Annotated in this window: 9 protein-coding genes; 5 read left to right on the top strand and 4 right to left on the bottom strand. The window is 71.7% G+C overall.

Features of this window, described 5'->3' with window-relative positions:
* The first annotated feature begins 13 nt into the window (after positions 1-13).
* The 5 genes from O0S08_RS50745 (at position 14) to O0S08_RS50725 (ending at position 8,362) form a co-directional block, all read left to right on the top strand.
* Positions 14-526, top strand: coding sequence for a hypothetical protein (locus O0S08_RS50745; RefSeq protein WP_269036797.1), 513 nt, complete (start codon positions 14-16; stop codon positions 524-526).
* Between the two features lie 2 nt (positions 527-528).
* Positions 529-1,356, top strand: coding sequence for an STAS domain-containing protein (locus O0S08_RS50740; RefSeq protein ID WP_269036796.1), 828 nt, complete (start codon positions 529-531; stop codon positions 1,354-1,356).
* 201 nt (positions 1,357-1,557) lie between these two features.
* Positions 1,558-3,636 (top strand): AAA family ATPase, encoded by a 2,079-nt coding sequence (locus O0S08_RS50735; protein ID WP_269036795.1) that lies wholly within the window; start codon positions 1,558-1,560, stop codon positions 3,634-3,636.
* Positions 3,637-3,660: 24 nt separating this feature from the next.
* On the top strand, positions 3,661-5,913 hold the full coding sequence (locus tag O0S08_RS50730; protein ID WP_269036794.1) for a cation:proton antiporter domain-containing protein: 2,253 nt from the start codon (positions 3,661-3,663) through the stop codon (positions 5,911-5,913).
* 172 nt (positions 5,914-6,085) lie between these two features.
* Complete coding sequence (locus tag O0S08_RS50725) at positions 6,086-8,362, top strand: cation:proton antiporter domain-containing protein (protein ID WP_269036793.1); 2,277 nt, start codon at positions 6,086-6,088, stop codon at positions 8,360-8,362.
* 85 nt (positions 8,363-8,447) lie between these two features.
* Here the strand turns inward: O0S08_RS50725 and O0S08_RS50720 are convergent, their stop codons facing one another.
* The 4 genes from O0S08_RS50720 to O0S08_RS50705 all read right to left on the bottom strand — a co-directional run bounded on the left by O0S08_RS50720 (position 8,448) and on the right by O0S08_RS50705 (position 16,755).
* Entirely contained in the window at positions 8,448-10,376 is a 1,929-nt protein-coding gene (locus tag O0S08_RS50720; protein ID WP_269036792.1) for an IgGFc-binding protein, read from the bottom strand.
* A 489-nt stretch (positions 10,377-10,865) separates the two neighbouring features.
* Positions 10,866-11,042 carry a DUF1328 domain-containing protein gene (locus tag O0S08_RS50715; RefSeq protein ID WP_096329508.1) on the bottom strand — a complete coding sequence of 59 codons (177 nt, stop codon included), beginning with the start codon at positions 11,040-11,042 and terminating at the stop codon, positions 10,866-10,868.
* A 253-nt stretch (positions 11,043-11,295) separates the two neighbouring features.
* The gene (locus O0S08_RS50710) at positions 11,296-11,490 is read right to left on the bottom strand and encodes a CsbD family protein (protein WP_096329507.1); all 195 of its coding nucleotides are present in this window, start codon (positions 11,488-11,490) and stop codon (positions 11,296-11,298) included.
* A gap of 258 nt (positions 11,491-11,748) precedes the next feature.
* Complete coding sequence (locus tag O0S08_RS50705) at positions 11,749-16,755, bottom strand: translocation/assembly module TamB domain-containing protein (protein ID WP_269036791.1); 5,007 nt, start codon at positions 16,753-16,755, stop codon at positions 11,749-11,751.
* Positions 16,756-16,769 lie beyond the last annotated feature (14 nt).

Below are 16,769 nucleotides of genomic sequence, written 5' to 3'. Positions count from 1 at the left end.
CTAGGGGTCGACGATGAAGTCTTTTAAGGGTCAGTACCTCGGGGCAGCCCTGCGTTCGTTCGTGCGCGCCCTCCACCAGAGCGAGGCGGTGCTCCGCCAGATCTTGCGCAACCACGGCCTCGAGCGGATCGACGAGGAGCAGTGGTACGACCTCAACACCGCGCGGTCGATCTACTACACCGTCGGCGCGCAGGTCGGCGAGCGCAGCCTGCACGGCGTCGGCCTGCAGATGATCGACGCCGCCCAGTTCCCGCCGGGCATCGACGACATCCGCGCCGTCCTGCAGAGCCTCGACGCCGCCTATCGCATGAACTGTCGCGGCCCCGAGATCGGCGCGATCATCTGCGAGCTCGAGGGCGACCACACCGCGAGCGTCACCTTCGCCACCCCGTTCCCGTGCGCCCTGACCCGCGGGATCCTCCAGGGCTGCGCCCGCAAGTTCGCGCCCGACGCCCTCATCGAGCACAGCCGTGAGGGCTGCGTCGACCGCAACGGCCCGAGCTGCTGCTTCCACGTCGAGTGGTGACCATGCGCGACGAGCTGTCGGCCCTCCTCGAGCAAGCCGCGCCGGCGATCGTCCGCGAGGTCGCCGGCGCGCTGAGCCAGCGCAGCGGCAGCGTCTACAGGGCCCGCGGCGTGGTCGCGACGGGCCGCGCGGTCGGCGATCTGGTCGCCGCGATGGTCGCCGACGTCGCCGCCGGCAACGGCAAGCAGCTGCGCGCCGGCCTGCGCGACATCCTGTCCCGCCTCAGCGAGGAGGCGATCAGCTTCCGCGATCTGCGGCTGGTGCAGGAGGCCCTGCGCACCGACCTGTTCACGCGCATCGAGGCCGCCGACCTGCCGCTCGCGGCGCTGCGCGCGGTCGAGGACTGGTTCCACGAGCTCACCCACCAGTGCAGCCTCTACCTCCTGGCCCAGCGCGAGCACCTCATCGACCGCCAGGCCAGCGAGATCGAGGTCAAGCTGGCCGAGCAGCGCCAGCTCTCGATCCCGATCGTCCCGATCTACGAGGGCGTCCTGCTCGCCCCGCTGGTCGGCAACCTCGACGCCTACCGCGCCCAGGTGCTCACCACGCGCGTGCTCGAGGTCGTCGGCCGCAGCCACGCGCGCCTGCTCCTGCTCGACGTGAGCGGCGTGCCGAAGGTCGATCAGGAGGTCGTGGACCACCTGCTCCGCACCACCCGCGCGGTCCGCCTGCTCGGCTGCCAGACCGTGCTCATCGGCATCGCCGCCGAGCTCGCCCGCACCATGGCCGGGCTCGACCTCGACACCAGCGAGCTGGTGGTCCGTCGCAGCCTGCAGGAGGGCCTGTCTCACGCGCTGGCGACCCTCGGCCTCGCCGTCGCCAGGCGATGACATGTCCTTGGGGACATGTGGCGTGGGGCACCTCGAGCCGATTCGAACCTGTCTCGAAGGACACCCCAGCTCCACCCGAGTCGGCGCCGGCGGACCCGCATGCGCGCAGGTGTGCGCCTGTTCAGGCCCGCGCGCGCGGCGCGGGAACGCACCTTTCATCGCCTTCACCGTCGCGGGTGCTCGAGCTGATATCCTCGGAACGTGATCCTCGACCCTCAGCTCGCTCGGCTCGCTGAGTGGTTCGCGGCGCTCCAGGGGCGGGCCGGCGAGCTGCTCGACCAGCGTTTGCGCGGAGACTGCCTCGGCGGCCTGGAACAGGTGGCGCTGACGCTGGAGCAGCAGATGCAGCCGTCGGGCGCGCCGGAGGAGGCGCTCGTCACCCTGGCGGACGACGACAACCGTCACCCGCTGTCGCGGACGCGCTGGCGCACCGTGCTCGAGCACGAGATCCGCCCGTCGATCCACGGCGCGCGCGACACCCTCACCGCCACCGCCGCCGCCTTCGAGGGCGGACTGGCGGCCGCCGGCCTGCTCACCGATCTCGCGCGCACGATCGCCGAGGAGCCCGAACTGTACTTCCTCGATCGCGCCGCCGAGGACTCCGGCGTCGCCGCGCCGACCGACCCGGTGCAGATCGCAGTGCCCCTGCGCCGCTGGCTCGACGAGGTGTTCGCCGGCCCGGTCCGCGGCCTCGTCGAGGAGCTCACCCGCCGCGCCGCCGCCCTCGCGCGCGACGCCGCCGCCGAGCTCGAGCGCATCGAGACCGTCCTCGACTATCACCTCTTCATCGTCGAGGACAGCCGCGAGGCCGAGGCGCGCGACGAGTCGGCCCACACCGGCCTGAGCCACGCGATCCGCCTGGTCCGCGCGCTGTCGGAGCGCGTCGCTCGCGATGTCCGGCGCCTGTTCGCGTGGTTCATCAGCGAGAGCTCGACGCGCATGGACGACGCGCTCGCGCCCCTGCGGGCCCACCGGCCCGACGAGCTCATGCAGCAGCTCGAGGCGCGCGCGGCCCGGGCCCGGCCGTCGTGGCTCCGCGCCCAGCGCGACCGCGCCCGCCACGGCGCCTCCGCCCTCTACACCCGCGCCGCGCCGCTGGTGCGCGAGCTGGCCCAGGACGTGCGGCGCACCTTCACCGGCGAGGGCCCGCGGATCGGCTACTGGGACCTCCTGATCGCAGGCGAGAACCACTCGGGCCGCCTGCCCGCGATCTACCGCCGCCTGTTCGGCGAGGTCCCGCTCGGTCTGTCCGACCTCTACCAGCCGCGCCCGAGCCTCGAGGCCCCCTGCCGCAAGGTCTTTCAGACATGGCTCGACGGACAGCGCACCGCGCTGCTCGTCACCGGCGATCGCGGCGCCGGCAAGCGCACCCTCGTCAACCGCGTGCGCGCCGAGCTGCACGGCGAGCTGCCGGTGCACTGGATCTCCATGGGCCCGCACCTGGCCAGCGAGGCCCGCCTGTGCGCCGCCCTGTGCGAGGCCACCGGCGCCCCCTACGCCGCCAGCTTCGCCGAGTTCGGCCGCATGCTCCCGCTGGTCGGCGGGCGGCGGGTGCTGATCCTCGAGAACGCCGAGCAGCTGTTCGTGCGCACCCCCGAGGGCCTCGCGCGCATGCAGGCCTTCCTCGACATGGTCCGCGTCACCGACGGGGCCATGCTGTGGATCGTGCTGATGGCCAAGCCGGCGGCCACGCTGCTCGAGACCTGCCTGCGCCTGCCGCTCTACTTCGGCCAGGTGGTCGAGGTCCCGGCCGAGACCGGCCGCTTCATCGAGAACGTGATCCGCTCGCGTCACCGCGTCAGCGGCTTCGGCCTGCGCTTCCGCGAGCGCCGTACCCCGGCGCTGCAGCGCCTGCGGCGGCCGTTCACCCGCGCAGACATGCTGCCTGACCCCGGCGAGGAGTGGTTCATCGACCTCGAGCGAATGTGCGCCGGCAACCTGCGCCAGGCCCTCGACTACTGGCTGCTGTCGGCCCGGCTCGACCCCAAGACCGAGCACGACGTCCTCGTGCGCCCGCTGCCGCGCCGCCGCGGCACCGTCCTCAACGATTTGTCGCTGCCGCAGCGGCAGGTGCTGGTCAGCCTGGTCCAGCACGGCGCGCTGACCGAGTCGCAGCTGCAGGAGATCGTGCGCACCAGCGGCGGCGGGATCGGCCCCGAGATCGACGACCTGCGCCGCCGCCATCTGGTCGATCAGGGCGGCCCGGGCGGGTTCCTCACCCTCCGACCGACCGCCGTCGGCCCCGTCACCCACGACCTGCGCTGGCGCAGCATGATCTGACCCTTAGAACCTGTCCTTCACGCCATGGTCTTCGGCACAGTCGCCTTGATGCTCACGGAAGCCGCCGCCGAGTCCGGCGCGGCCGGTCAGACCGTCCTGAAGTCGCTCGGTCACCACGCGGTGTTCCTGCTGCTATTGCAGCTGGCGGTCCTGCTGGCGACCGCGCGGCTGCTCGGGGAGATCATGCGCAAGCTGAAGCAGCCGGCGGTGATCGGCGAGCTGGCGGCCGGGGTGCTGCTCGGCCCGTCGGTGCTGGGCGCGCTGGCGCCCGAGCTGCAGCACTACGTGTTCCCGCGCGACCAGCACCAGGCCGACCTGCTCTCGGTGGTCTCGTGGCTCGGCGTCCTGTTCCTCATCATCGTCACCGGCCTCGAGACCGACATCGGCCTGATCAAGCGCCGGGGCAAGAGCGCCCTGCTGATCTCGAGCTGCGGGATCACCATCCCGCTGATCGCCGGCGCCACCTTCGGCTGGTACCTGCCGGAGGTCTACCTGGCGGACCCGAGCAAGCGCCTGGTGTTCGCGCTGTTCATGGCGGTGTCGATGAGCATCTGCGCGGTCCCGGTGATCGCCAAGGTGCTGATGGACCTCAAGCTGATCCGGCGCGACATCGGCCAGCTGATCCTCGCCTCGGCGATGACCGACGACACCGTCGGGTGGATCCTCCTCGCGGTGGTCGCCGGCCTCGCCACCGCCGGGCAGGTCGACCCGATCTCGGTCGCCGAGGCCGTCGGCGGCGCGCTGGTGTTCCTCGGCCTGATGTTGACCGTCGGCGTGCCGATCGTCGCCCGCATCATCTCCGGCGTCGACCGGCGGATCGGCGGCGTCAACGCCCAGACCTCGCTGGTCATCGCCCTCGCGCTCGGGGCGGCGGCGCTGACCCACCAGATGGGCATCGAGGCGGTGCTGGGCGCCTTCGCCATCGGCATCCTCGCCGGCCAGGCGCCGCGGTTCCGCCGCGAGGTCGGCCACACCCTCGAGGTCGTCACCGCCAGCTTCCTCGCCCCGATCTTCTTCGCCTCCGCCGGCGTCAAGGTCGACCTCGCGCGGCTCGCCAACCAGGAGGTCGCGCTGGTCGGCCTTGCGGTGCTCGGCCTCGCGTGCGCGTGCAAGATCACCGGCGTCTACGTCGGCGCCACCTTCGCCCGCCTGTCGCACTGGGAGCGGCTGGCCATGGGCTTCGGCATGAACGCCCGCGGCGCGATGGAGATCGTCGTCGCCACCGTCGGCCTGGGCCTCGGGATCCTCACCATCGAGCTCTACTCGATCATCGTCATGGTCGCGATCGTGACCTCGATGATGGCGCCGCCGATGCTGCGGTGGGCGCTGTCGCGGGTGAAGATGGGCGAGAGCGAGGCGAGGCGGCTCGAGGCCGAGGCGATCGCCGCCAGCAGCTTCGTGCGGCAGATCCGGCGCGTCCTCCTGGTCAGCCGGCACGCGCACAGCGTCGACCTGCCGGCGCAGATCGTCGGCTACCTCAGCCACGAGCAGCCGATCGAGGCCACCGCCGTGTACGCCCGTCCGCAGGCGGTGAAGAGCCCGTGGTGGAAGTTCTGGAGCCGACGCAAGCGGCGCTACGCGGCCGTCGGCGCGCGCGCGCTCGAGCGGATCGCCCGGCCGTTGCGGCTGCTCAAGGGCTCGCGGCCCGAGCTCAAGATCATCAGCGACCCCGACCCGGCCGAGCAGGTGCTCGGCGAGGCGCACCGCGACTACGAGCTGCTCGTGCTCGGCGAGGTCCACCGCGGCACCGAGTCGCTGTTCGGGCCGATGGCCGACCGCATCATCCACAAGGCCCCGTGCCCGACCCTGATCGTGCGCGAGCCGGCGCGGGAGGTCGCCCCGGGGCAGCCGCAGCTGTACCGGCTGTGGTCGCCGCGGAAGATCCTCGTGCCCACCGTCGGCACCGAGTACAGCAAGAACGCGGTCGAGCTCGCGGCTGTCCTCGCGGCCAGCACCAAGGCCGAGGTCACGATCCTCCACATCTCGCGCACCGGCTCCAACGACGTCGACACCGCCCGGCCGCACGAGATCGGCGCGCAGATCGTCGCCCGCGAGGCCGAGCGGGCCAAGAAGTTCGGCGCCAGCGTCGAGACAGTCGTCCTCGAGGGCATCAGGCCCGAGGAGGACATCGTCCGACTCGCGGCGCAGGGGAGCTACGACCTCATCGTGCTCGGCAGCAGCCTGCGCGCCGTCTCGGCCCGCGCCTTCTTCGGCCACCGCGTCGAGAGCGTGCTGAAGAACGCCCCCTGTCCGGTCCTTCTGCTCAGCGCCGGTTGAGTTCTGCGGCGGCTCGAAATAGCGCCGCTGCGGCGCGGCTCACGAAGCGCGCTTCGTGATACACCGAAAGGGCAAGAATCGCCGTCGCGACCGGTCTCGCCGGGGACCTTCGCGCCACCGACTCCCTCCCGGACGCGTCCTGAGCGGACCCAAGGGACCTGTGACTTCGACCATGTCCTTCTGTTCCACCCTCGCGTCCTCGCTCGATCTCTCCGCTTTATTCGCGTTCCTCAGCGACGCCGCCGCGGCCGCTGCCCCGCCCGCCGTCATCAAGGGCCTCGCGCACCACGCGGTCCTGATGCTGCTGATCCAGATCGCCGTGCTGCTGGCGATGGCGCGCTTCCTCGGCGAGATCATGCGCAAGCTGAAGCAGCCGCCGGTGGTCGGCGAGCTGATGGCGGGCGTCGTCCTCGGCCCGTCGGTCTTGGGCCTCGTGTGGCCCGAGGCTCAGCACATCCTGTTCCCGAAGGACCAGCACCTGGCCGACCTGCTGGCCGCGATCTCGTGGATCGGCGTGCTCTTCCTGCTGATCTGCACCGGCCTCGAGACCGACCTCGGCCTGATCAAGCGGCGCGGCAAGACTGCGCTGATGATCTCGGCCGGCGGCATCCTCGTCCCGTTCGCCACCGGCTTCGCGCTCGGCGAGATGTTGCCGGAGGTCTACCTCGCCAACCCCGACGCGCGGCTGGTGTTCAGCCTGTTCATGGCGGTGGCGATGAGCATCTCGGCGGTGCCGGTGATCGCCAAGGTGCTGATGGACCTCAAGCTGATCCGGCGCGACATCGGCCAGCTGATTTTGGCCGCGGCGATGACCGACGACACGATTGGGTGGATCTTGCTGGCGGTGGTCGCCGGCCTGGCCAAGACCGGCGTGGTCGACGTCGTCACCGCGCTCAAGTCGGTCGGCGGCGCGGTCCTCTTCATGCTGTTCGCCTTCACTCTCGGCGCGCCGCTGATCGCGCGGGTGATGGCCACGGTCGACAAGCGGTTCGGCGGTGCCGGCTCGCAGATGTCGCTGGTGCTGGCGATCGCGTTCGCGACCGCGGCCTTGACCCACGAGATGGGCATCGAGGCGGTGCTCGGCGCCTTCACCGTCGGCATCCTCGCCGGCCAGGCGCCGCGGTTCCGCCACGAGGTCGGGCACACCCTCGAGCTCGTCACTGCCAGCTTCCTCGCGCCGATCTTCTTCGCCTCGGCCGGCGTGAAGGTCGACCTCATGCGCCTGGCCGACCCCGACGTCGCCACCGTCGGCGCGATCGTGCTCGGCATCGCCTGCTTCGGCAAGTTCGTCGGCTGCTACCTCGGCGCCTGGGTCTGCGGGATCTCCCACTGGGAGCGGCTCGCTCTCGGCTCGGGCATGAACGCCCGCGGCGCCATGGAGATCATCGTCGCCACCATCGGCCTCAGCCTCGGCGTCCTCAGCGTCGAGATGTACTCGATCGTCGTCATGGTCGCGATCGCCACCTCGCTGATGGCGCCGCCGCTCCTGCGCTGGACCCTGTCGAAGGTCAAGATGGGCGAGAGCGAGGCCAAGCGGCTCGAGATGGAGGCGCTGGCGGCGAGCAGCTTCATCCGGCAGGTCCGACGGGTCCTCATGGTCAGCCGCAACGCCAACAGCGTCGACCTGCCGGCGCAGATCCTCGGCTACCTCAGCCACGAGCAGCCGATCGAGGTCACCGCGGTGTACGCCCGGCCGCAGGCGGTGAAGACCCCGTGGTGGCGCGGCCTGGCGCGGCGGGTGCGGCGCTACCACGCCACCGGCTCGAAGGCGCTCGAGCGGATCGGCCGGCCGCTGCGGCTGCTCAAGGGCTCGCGGCCCGAGCTCAAGCTGATCACCGACGCCGACCCGGCCGAGCAGGTGCTGGCCGAGGCCGCGCGGGACTACGAGCTGCTGGTCCTCGGCGAGACGCAGCGCAGCACCGAGGCGCTGTTCGGGCCGATGGCCGACCGCATCATCCACAAGTCGCCGTGCCCGACCTTGATCGTGCGCGAGCCGGTGGTCAAGGCCGAGGGCGGCAAGCCGCCGCTCTACCGGCTGTGGTCGCCGAAGAAGATCCTCGTGCCCACGGTCGGCACCGAGTACAGCAAGAACGCGGTCGAGCTGGCCGCGGTGCTGGCCGTCAGCACCCGGGCCGAGGTCACGATCATCCACATCTCGCGCACCGGCTCGAACGACGTCGACAGCGCCCGGCCGCACGAGATCGGCGCGCAGATCGTCGCCCGTGAGGCCGAGCGGGCCAAGAAGTTCGGCGCCAGCGTCGAGACCGTGGTCATGGAGGGCGCCCGGCCCGAGGAGGACATCGTCCGCATCGCCGCGCAGGGCGGCTACGACCTGCTGGTCGTCGGCAGCAGCCTGCGCGCGGTCTCGGCCCGCGCCTTCTTCGGCCACCGCGTCGAGAGCATGCTGAAGAACGCGCCCTGCCCGGTCGTCCTGCTCAGCGCCGGCTGAGCGCGCGGCCGCCAAGACGAAAGGACATGCCCGAGAGGGCATGTCCTTTTGTTCATGCGCGAGCGGTCGCCCGCGCGCGCCCGGCTCACTGCGGGTTGATGATCTTGAGGCGCATGCCGCCCGGGTAGGCGTACGAGGTCACGCCGGTGTAGCCGACGCTGACGATGCCGAACGGCTGCTCGCTCTCGGCGAGGTGGCCGCCCTGGCCGATCTTCCAGTCGGAGACCTCGTAGTCGCCCACGGTGTAGTAGTTGCCGACGGTCGCGCCGTCGACCTTGACGTCGGCGCCGCCCTTCTGGCGGATGACCTGGACGTAGTCGGCGGTGTAGCCGGTGCCGGTGGCGAAGGCGTAGCGGTCGAGGAACTGCTCGACGGGGATCATCTGGTACATGGCGGGGTCGCCGGTGCCGGCGCCGCCGTCCTGGCTCTCGAGGTACTGGACCGGCAGGAACGGCTTGTCGCCCGAGAACATGAAGCTGGTGTTGTTGGCCACCACGATGTCCTTGTACTGGCCCTTGTTGAGGGTGAAGGGCGTGCCGGGCTGGGCGGGGTCGGTGGTGACGGTGGTCGCGTCCTCGCCGGCGAACACGCGCCAGTAGTGCTTCTCGTTGCCGCGGTCGGGCGAGTGGGCACCGACGTAGGTCTTGCCCCAATAGTCGAGCGGCAGCATCTGCTCCTCGATGTGGTCGCAGAAGGTGACCTGGTTGGTCGGCACGTTGACGCACTCGACCGCGCCGACGACCCAGATCGGCTTGTCGGCCTCGATGTAGGTGCCCGACACGTCGCTGCCCGCCTGCGGGCCGCGCACCTGCAGCGTGTCGAAGCGGTTCATCGTCACCTGCCCGGTCGCGCCGGCGCCCACCGCCGGCACCCCGGCGCCGGCCAGGGTGTTCTGCGGCGGCGTCCACTTGACGGTGGTGCCGTCCTGCAGCGCGATCACGTTGAAGTAGCTCGGGTACGCGTTGTGCGTGTCCTTCCACGAGGCCACGATGTAGTTCTGGCGCAGCGCGTACTCGGGCAGCAGCATCGACGCGTCGTTGGTCGCCTGCGAGCCGAGCGGCGAGTGCAGGTAGGCGATGATCGGGATGTTGCTGTTGACCCGGTAGATCCCGCCCTTGCGCAGCTCGGACTTCTTGTCGAGCGCCGCGTTGCTCATCTGGAACGTGTAGGTCATGCCCGGCGCGAGGTTGATCGCCGCGCCCTGTGGCTGCTCGACGTTGGTGCCGTTCGGCACGAAGTACAGCTGGACCTGGGCCGTCTTGGTCGGGTGGGTGTTGCCGACGATCAGGGAGTCCGCCTGGCCGTCGTTGAAGTTGTCCATCTTGTGGCCGAGGAACGAGCAGCCGACCGAGCTCGGGCTCGACTGCACGAGGTCACACAGCTCGGTACAGCCGCCGAAGTCGCACTGCTGGCTCGCGCTGCACTGGACCGGCGGGTCGTAGCCGTCGCCGTTGGCGTTGCAGGTCTTCTCGACGTCGAAGCCCTCGCACACCACCTGGCCCGGGTTGCACAGCTTGCTGCCGCACGCGCCGTTCTCGCAGGTCTCGCCGTTGTCGGGGCACGGCTGCGGCTCGAAGCCCTGACAGTCGTCGCTGCACACGAGGATCTGGTCGCCCTCGCAGCCGTTGAGGTCGCCCGGGTTGCACACGCACGGACCGGCGGTCGTGTCGGTCTCCCCGGTGGTGGTCGTCGTGGTCCCCGAGATCGGCCCGGTGGTGTCGGTCGAGGTCGTGCTCGAGGCGTCCGTCGTGCTCGACGTGGCGTTCGTGGTCGAGGTGTCGGTCGTGCCCTCGCTCGCGCTGGCGGAGCCAGTGCCGTCGGTGGTGCCCACCGACGTCGTCGGCGTGTCGGCCGTCGACGTCGGGGTGTCGGTCGTCCCCGGCGAGGTCGTCGCCTCCGTCGCCCCCGTCACGTTGGTCGCAGTCACGGCCGTCGTCGAGCCGTCGTCGCCGCACGCCGGCAGCACCACGGCCGCCGCCAACCCAAGCTTGAGCAAGTCTTCCCGCTTCATCATCAGCCACGTGTGCCACACACGGGCGGGCCGCTCAAACGCAAAGTGTCGGCGCGCAGCCCCCGAGCAGCCGCGCCCGGCGGTCGAGGAAGTCTGCCGGCCTGCATGTGCGGCGGTTCGGCGCGCTCGCGCCCGTGCGCTCGACTCGCAACTCCGCGTCTGCGGATCGAAGGCGACACCCGTGGCCCGCTGCGCCTGTCCTTGGGAGCACCTGGCGTTCGGGACATCCCGGCCGCCCAGGAAAGCCGCGGGACGCGCGCTGCGCGGTCCAATCTGTCTTTCGAGACATCTCGTGCGGCCGACCTGCGAACGCGAAGACGTCGCGTGGCGCGCGCCGCGAGACCAGGTCCCGCGAGGCGGCCCGCGACGTCGTCGTCGAACGGCTCACGTCTGACTTGTCGCTCGCATCCTCCACGCCTGCGCCCGTGACGGACGCGGGCGCCGTCCGGCGCGGCCGTCCCGTCGGCGGGACAGCGCGCGCCCGGAGGCGCGTCAGCCGGAGATGCTCTTGCCCGCGACGAGGCCGGCCACCAGCATCACCGCGAAGATCACGATGAAGATGAAGAACAGCACCTGCGCGATGTCGGAGGCGGCGTTGGCGACCCCGCCGAAGCCGAAGATCGCAGCGATGATGGAGATGATGAAGAACACGACGGCCCAACGAAGCATGGTAACTTTTCCTCCTACTATATTCATAGCCAGGTTCGCCACCGCGGCAAGCTCGACATTGGCGTATTTTAATCATTCGTCGGCGACCCTCAACCCATTGCCCACATTGCGACGAAGGCCCGCGGAGCGGGCCCAGCGCCGCTCCATAGGCCTTTTTAGCCCGTTTTAAAAAGGGACCGCGCCTGCCCCCCGATCGCGTGAGGGGCAGGCGCGGTGATTCAGCCGGCGGCTGCGTGTCGCCGGCGCTTCGTTGCTATGGCAGATGGAGGTCCTCGAGTTTGCGTTGAATCGCCTCCTTTCCGTCGCCGAAGCGCTCCTGAATGATGCCGTACAGCTTGTCGGCCGAGCCCTCTGCCTTGAGGAAATCGTCGTCGGTCAGTTCGCCCCAGATCCGCTTGGCCTTGCCCTTGAGCTGGTCCCACTTCCCCTGCGCCTGATCCTGATTCATCGATCGCATTTGGCTCTCTTCTCCTGCTCACAGTCTGATCGCTGTTGCCCCCAGGGCGAAGTCGACTACGCTCTCAGAACGGCGTTATTTCGGGATTTTGCGCCCGATCCTCGCCCGCGCGGCCGGCGACGCGGCGAGCGCGCCCACTGCCGGCGCAGACGCCGCTGAATCCTCGGGAATGCATCACCTGTCCTATAGGCATTCGGCGCTGCCCTCGACTCGAGGGCAGCGCCGAACTCCGGCCATTCGCGCGGCGTGTCAGCGCGTGGTCGCGGCCTTCGCCGTCTGCTTCGTCGGCGTCGGCGCCGGCTCGTGGCGGGGCTCGCTCGCCGGCTTGGGCTCGGCGCCGGTGCGGCCGAAGGTGCGGCGCCAGAACAGGTCGAGGCCGCCGACGGCGGCGTCGCCGAAGAAGGTCTCGACCGACCACTGCGGCTTGAAGCGGTACTCGAACGAGCCCTCGATGCGGTTGGTCCGCGCGGGCGCGTTGTGGTGGTACGTGGTCTCGGCGTAGATCTTCTTGGTCAGGTGCTTGCCGACGCTCAGCACCGGCTGGGTCACGTCGTCGGCGAAGCCGAACTTGATGCGGTCGATGCCGAGCTTCTGGTCGGCGAAGCGCGACAGCGTCGGGTTGCTGAAGTTGACCAGGAGGCCCGCCGCGCTGGCCTGCGTCTTCTTCGGGTCGCTCTCCTGCGTGTCGGCGGTGCCGGTCAGCAGCAGCGCGAAGATCTGCCCCTCCGTCAGCGACGGGCGCGAGCGCAGCTTGAGCTCGGGCCGGCTGAGGCGGCCGCGGATCGCCACGTTGACCTCCGCCTGCGGCGTGGTCGTGTCGGCGGTCAGGTCGAGGTACGGGTCGATCGTCGAGCCGTCCTCCGGCAGGAACACGCGGCCCTGGTCGATCGTGAAGCGGTTGCCGAGCAGCTCGAAGCGGCCGCGGTCGGCGCGGAAGCCCCCGGTCACCTCGGCCTCCTCGCCCTTGCGGTGCAGCGCCAGCGCGCCGCTCCAGTTCATGTCCATCGACGGGCCCTTGATGTGCACCGGCTGCTTGAGCCGCACCTCGAGGTCGAGGTGGCTGCCCTCGACGTCGCCCGTCGGCGGGGTCTTCGACGGCGGCATCGTCCGCTCCTCGGCGACCACCACCGGCGGCTCCTTGTCGCTCGCCGCGGCCGCCTGGCTGCCCACGGCCGCCTGCAGCTCCGGAAACGGCCCCGTGACGATCTTGACGTGTTCGTTCTCGGGCAGCGGATCGGGCGCGCGGGTCGTCAGGTCGGACACCCACACCTCCGCGCCGTCGACGTCGATCGCCACCCCGAGCCCGGCCGGGCTGCGCTTCACGCCGGCGCGCACGTGGGTGTCGACGATCATCTGCGGCAGGCCCGGGCGGACCACCGGGAACTTGCGCAGGTCGAGCTCGGCCTCGGCGTTCAGCTTGCCGCCGCTGGAGAAGGTCACCCCGCCGCTGCCCTTGAGCCGGCCCTCGCCGCTGGTCGCGGTGAGGCCCGTGAGCGTGACCTTCGGCCCGTCGGCGTCGATCTGGAAGTTCAGGTCGCGGAACCGCTGCTGCAGCGCCACCACCGTCACGCCGCCCTTCTGCAGCCGCGCCGACCCGCGCAGCTTGGGCTTGCCGATCACCCCGCCGGCGGTGACATCGCTCGAGAAGTGGCCGGTGAAGTCGTAGATCGCCTCGGGGAAGAAGCCGCTCAGGTAACGGAGGTCGGTCGCGCTCGCCTTGAGCTCGCCGCGCAGCGGCGCGTCGGTGAGCTTGGCCTGCTTGGCCCGCAGCTTCGGGATCGACGCCTTCGTGTCGACCGCGAAGGTCAGCGAGCCCTTCTCGGTGCGCCGGCCGAGGCTGCCGCGCACGCTCTGCTCGAGGTCGTCGACGTCGAGCTGGATCTTGAGCGGCAGCCCGCCGAGCACCTTGTGGCCGATCTCGCCGGTGACCTCGGTCTTGCCGCGCACGTGCTCGGCGTCGACCTCGGCCTGCGCGTGGATGTCGAGCGCCACCAGCGCCTGCTGCGGCAGCGGGCTGAACGGCTCGAGCGCGTCGTGGTCGAGGTCGTTGATGTCGAGCTTGACCTTGCCCGGCCGCTCCGTCGCCCACGCGAACTCGCCCTTCGCCAGGTCGACGTCGATCGGCACGCGCCCGGCCAGGTCGATGGTGGTCTGCTTGCCCAGCCGCCCGTGCCCGCCGACCTTCGCCAGGCCGTCGCGGAACTCGAGCTCGGCCCGCAGCGCGCCGACCGGCTGGTCCTTGAACGACAACCTGTCCGCACGGACAGCTCCGCGCAGCTTCGGGTGGCGGCCCGCGCCGTCGAAGGTCACCCCGCCGGTGATGCGCCCGCCGAGGTTGAGGCCGAGCAGCGGCTCGAGCGGCGTCAGCTCGAGCTCGCGGAGGTCGAGCATCAGCGCGTACCAGCCGTCGCGACGCCAGCGCACGCCCGAGTCGTCGAGCGCGACCGGGGCCAGGGCGCGGACCTGGAACCGTCCGACCTGGCCGCCGCCGCCCGACAGGTCGACCGCCGCCCCGCCGTCGCGCATGGTCGCCACCAGCGACAGCGAGCCGAGCGCGATCCGCCGGTGCATCAAGCCCTCGCCGTGCAGCTCCGCCTCCAGCGCCGGCCTCGTCGCAGGGCCGGTCATCTCGGCCCGCAGCGTCAGCTTGCCGCCGGCGTCGTGCCCCGGCGCGATCGCGTCGAGCTGGTCGGCGATGTCGATGTCGTCGAGCTGCAGCAGCGCCCGGTGCTCGCGCTCGCGGTGCCACGCGAAGCGCCCGTGCAGCGGGTCGAACTCGAGCGGCACCTGCACGTCGAGCTGCGCCCGCCCGCCGCTACGGTGGAGGTCGACCTTGCCCTGCAGCCACTCGCCGCGGTGGGTGACGCTGACCGCGACGTCGCCGACCGGCGCGCCGGAGATCGTCAGCCCGCGCGCCCGCCACTCGGTCACCACCCGCGGCGAGGCCAGCGGCCCCTCTTCGGTGTAGGCCTCGAACAGCACCATCCCGTCGAGCCGGCCGTCGATCTCCGGCCGCTTCAGCCACGGCCGCAGCCGCGCCAGCTGGATCTCGCGGGCCTGCAGATCGAGCTTGGTGTACGCCTGTCCAATGGACCCTGTCCGTTGCGACATGTCCACATGGACCGGCGCCTCGGCGCGCACCCGCAGCTCGCGCGCCAGCGGCCCGCGCAGGTTCACGTCGACCTGGGCGCGCCCGCTCGCCAGCCGGGCCGCGACGTCGAGGTCGCCGAAGGTGTTGCCGCGCAGGCCCGCGCGGGCGACCCTGACGTCGGCCTCGAGCGACGGCGCCTCCGGCCGCCCGTGCACCCGCACGTGCGCCGAGGCCAGGCCCGCCGGCCGCAGCCTGGGCACCAGCGGCCGCAGCCGCGCCAGCGCCAGGCCCGACAGGTCGACCTTCAGGTCGGAGGGCCCGTCGGCGTCGACGACTCCTCCGACCGCCAGCCGCCCGCCGGCGATCTGCAGCGCCAGGTCCTCGACCTGCAGCCGCGTGCCGGACAGCACCGCCCGCGCCGGCCGCTCGAGCTCGGCGTGGAAGCCGGCGTGCTCGGCGGTCAAGGTCCGCAGCTCGGCGCCCAGCTCCTGACCTGTCCGCACAGACAGATCGACCTCCGCCCGCGAGCCCGGCCCGCGCGCCCCGGCCCGCAGCCGCGCGTGCAGCGGCGGCAGCGCGGCCGGCACCGGCGGCGCCACCGGCCCCGGCGCCAGCTTCTCGACGTCGAGCCGGACCTCGCCGCGATCGATCGCCTGCCCGCCGGCCCGCAGGCCGTCGACCGCGACCGCGACTGTCCCTTCCGACATGCCCTGAAGTACATCCACGTCGACCCGCCCGCGCTCGACCGCCACGCCGGCCGCGTCGACCCGCCGCAGCTCGAGCGCGCCCGCGCAGCGCAGCTCCGGCCCGACGCAGGCGCCGCGGCCGGACAGGGTCCCGGCGAGCTCGGGCACCGCGGCGAACTGGCGCGCGACCCCGGCCGTGCGAGCCACGTCGACCACCGCCAGGCGCCAGTCGACCTGGCGCAGCGCCCCGCCGACGGCGGTCACGTCGACCAGGGCCCCGATCCCGGCCGCGTCGAGGGCTGTCGCAAGGGACAGGTTCTTTCCGGCCGGATCGACCACGCCCTCGAGGTCGAGCGACACCCCGCCGAGCCGCCCGCACTCCGGGCAGCGCAGGCCGCCGGCCACGGCGATCCGCTTGTTGCTCGGCATCTGCCGCGCGTGCAGCTCGAGCGTCGGCCGCACCCGACCGAGCCGCGCCTGCGTCCACGGCGCCAGGTCGACGTCGGCCGCCACTGTCACGTCGGCGGCCGGGACCCCGCGCCACGCGCCCGCCCCCGTGAGGCGCAGCGCCAGGTCGGGCGCCAGCGCCAGCCGGACCTCGGCGGACATGTCCTCGGGGACACCTTCGGCCGCGACCGCCAGCTCGAGCGTGCCCGCCGGCGCCATCAACTTCTCGACCGACCCCGGCGGCAGGTACTCGGCCAGCAGCCCCAGCGCCGCCCGGGCCTCGACGTCGAGCACCGTCCGCCACGAGCGGACGTCGACCTGCGCTTGCGGGATCTGGATCACCGCCGCGTCGGCCACCACCCGCAGCCCCTCGACCGCGGCCACCGGCGAGCCCCAGCGCGCGCGCAGCACCAGCTCCTCGATCTCGCGGCTGCCGAGCAGCCGCCCGTGGCCCGCCAGCACCTCCGCCTCGGCCGCGCGCCCGACCCCGCGCGCGCGCAGGTCGAGGTCGAACGCCTCGACGATCGGCGCGCCGTCGGCGAAGTAGACCGCGGCGTCGCGCAGCCGCAGGACCGCGGCGATGCCGAGCGGCAGGTCCGGGCCTGGCGGCAAGGACATGTCCTTCGGGACATCATCGCCGGGCGGCGCGATGTCGGCGAAGCTGCCGCCGGGTCCGGGCAGGTAGACGCGCGGGCGCTCGAGCACCAGGGAGTCGACGGCGAGGTCGCGACCGAGCAGCGCCAGCGGCGACCAGTCGAGGGCGATCGCGTCGGCAGTGATCAGCGCGCGCCCCTCGCGGTCGGCGAGGGTCACCCCGCGCAGGGTGAACGAGCCCAGCAGCGTGCCCTCCGCCGCCTCGATCGCCACGCTGCCGGCGATCTTGCCGTTGTAGATCGGCAGGCCGACGCGCAGCGCCAGCCGCAGCCCGGCGTTGGTGGTCAAGATCAGCACGACCGCCGCGACCACGACAAGGAGCGCTGCCGCGAGCACCTTGGCGGTCGTGCGTGCGATCTTCCCGATCCTCGTCGTCATCCGATCCCCCGCAG

It is taken from the genome of Nannocystis punicea (assembly GCF_026965555.1).
GTDB lineage: Bacteria > Myxococcota_A > Polyangia > Nannocystales > Nannocystaceae > Nannocystis > Nannocystis punicea.
The sequence above is the reverse complement of the archived record's forward strand: the minus strand, read 5'-3'. Positions and strand labels throughout refer to the sequence as shown.

Bases quoted from the DNA above. Each gene is read 5' to 3' on its own strand.
- O0S08_RS50745 (WP_269036797.1), top strand. From the start codon at position 14: ATGAAGTCTTTTAAGGGTCAGTACCTCGGGGCAGCCCTGCGTTCGTTC.
- O0S08_RS50740 (WP_269036796.1), top strand. From the start codon at position 529: ATGCGCGACGAGCTGTCGGCCCTCCTCGAGCAAGCCGCGCCGGCGATC.
- O0S08_RS50730 (WP_269036794.1), top strand. From the start codon at position 3,661: ATGGTCTTCGGCACAGTCGCCTTGATGCTCACGGAAGCCGCCGCCGAG.
- O0S08_RS50725 (WP_269036793.1), top strand. From the start codon at position 6,086: ATGTCCTTCTGTTCCACCCTCGCGTCCTCGCTCGATCTCTCCGCTTTA.
- O0S08_RS50720 (WP_269036792.1), bottom strand. From the start codon at position 10,376: ATGATGAAGCGGGAAGACTTGCTCAAGCTTGGGTTGGCGGCGGCCGTG.
- O0S08_RS50715 (WP_096329508.1), bottom strand. From the start codon at position 11,042: ATGCTTCGTTGGGCCGTCGTGTTCTTCATCATCTCCATCATCGCTGCG.
- O0S08_RS50710 (WP_096329507.1), bottom strand. From the start codon at position 11,490: ATGAATCAGGATCAGGCGCAGGGGAAGTGGGACCAGCTCAAGGGCAAG.
- O0S08_RS50705 (WP_269036791.1), bottom strand. From the start codon at position 16,755: ATGACGACGAGGATCGGGAAGATCGCACGCACGACCGCCAAGGTGCTC.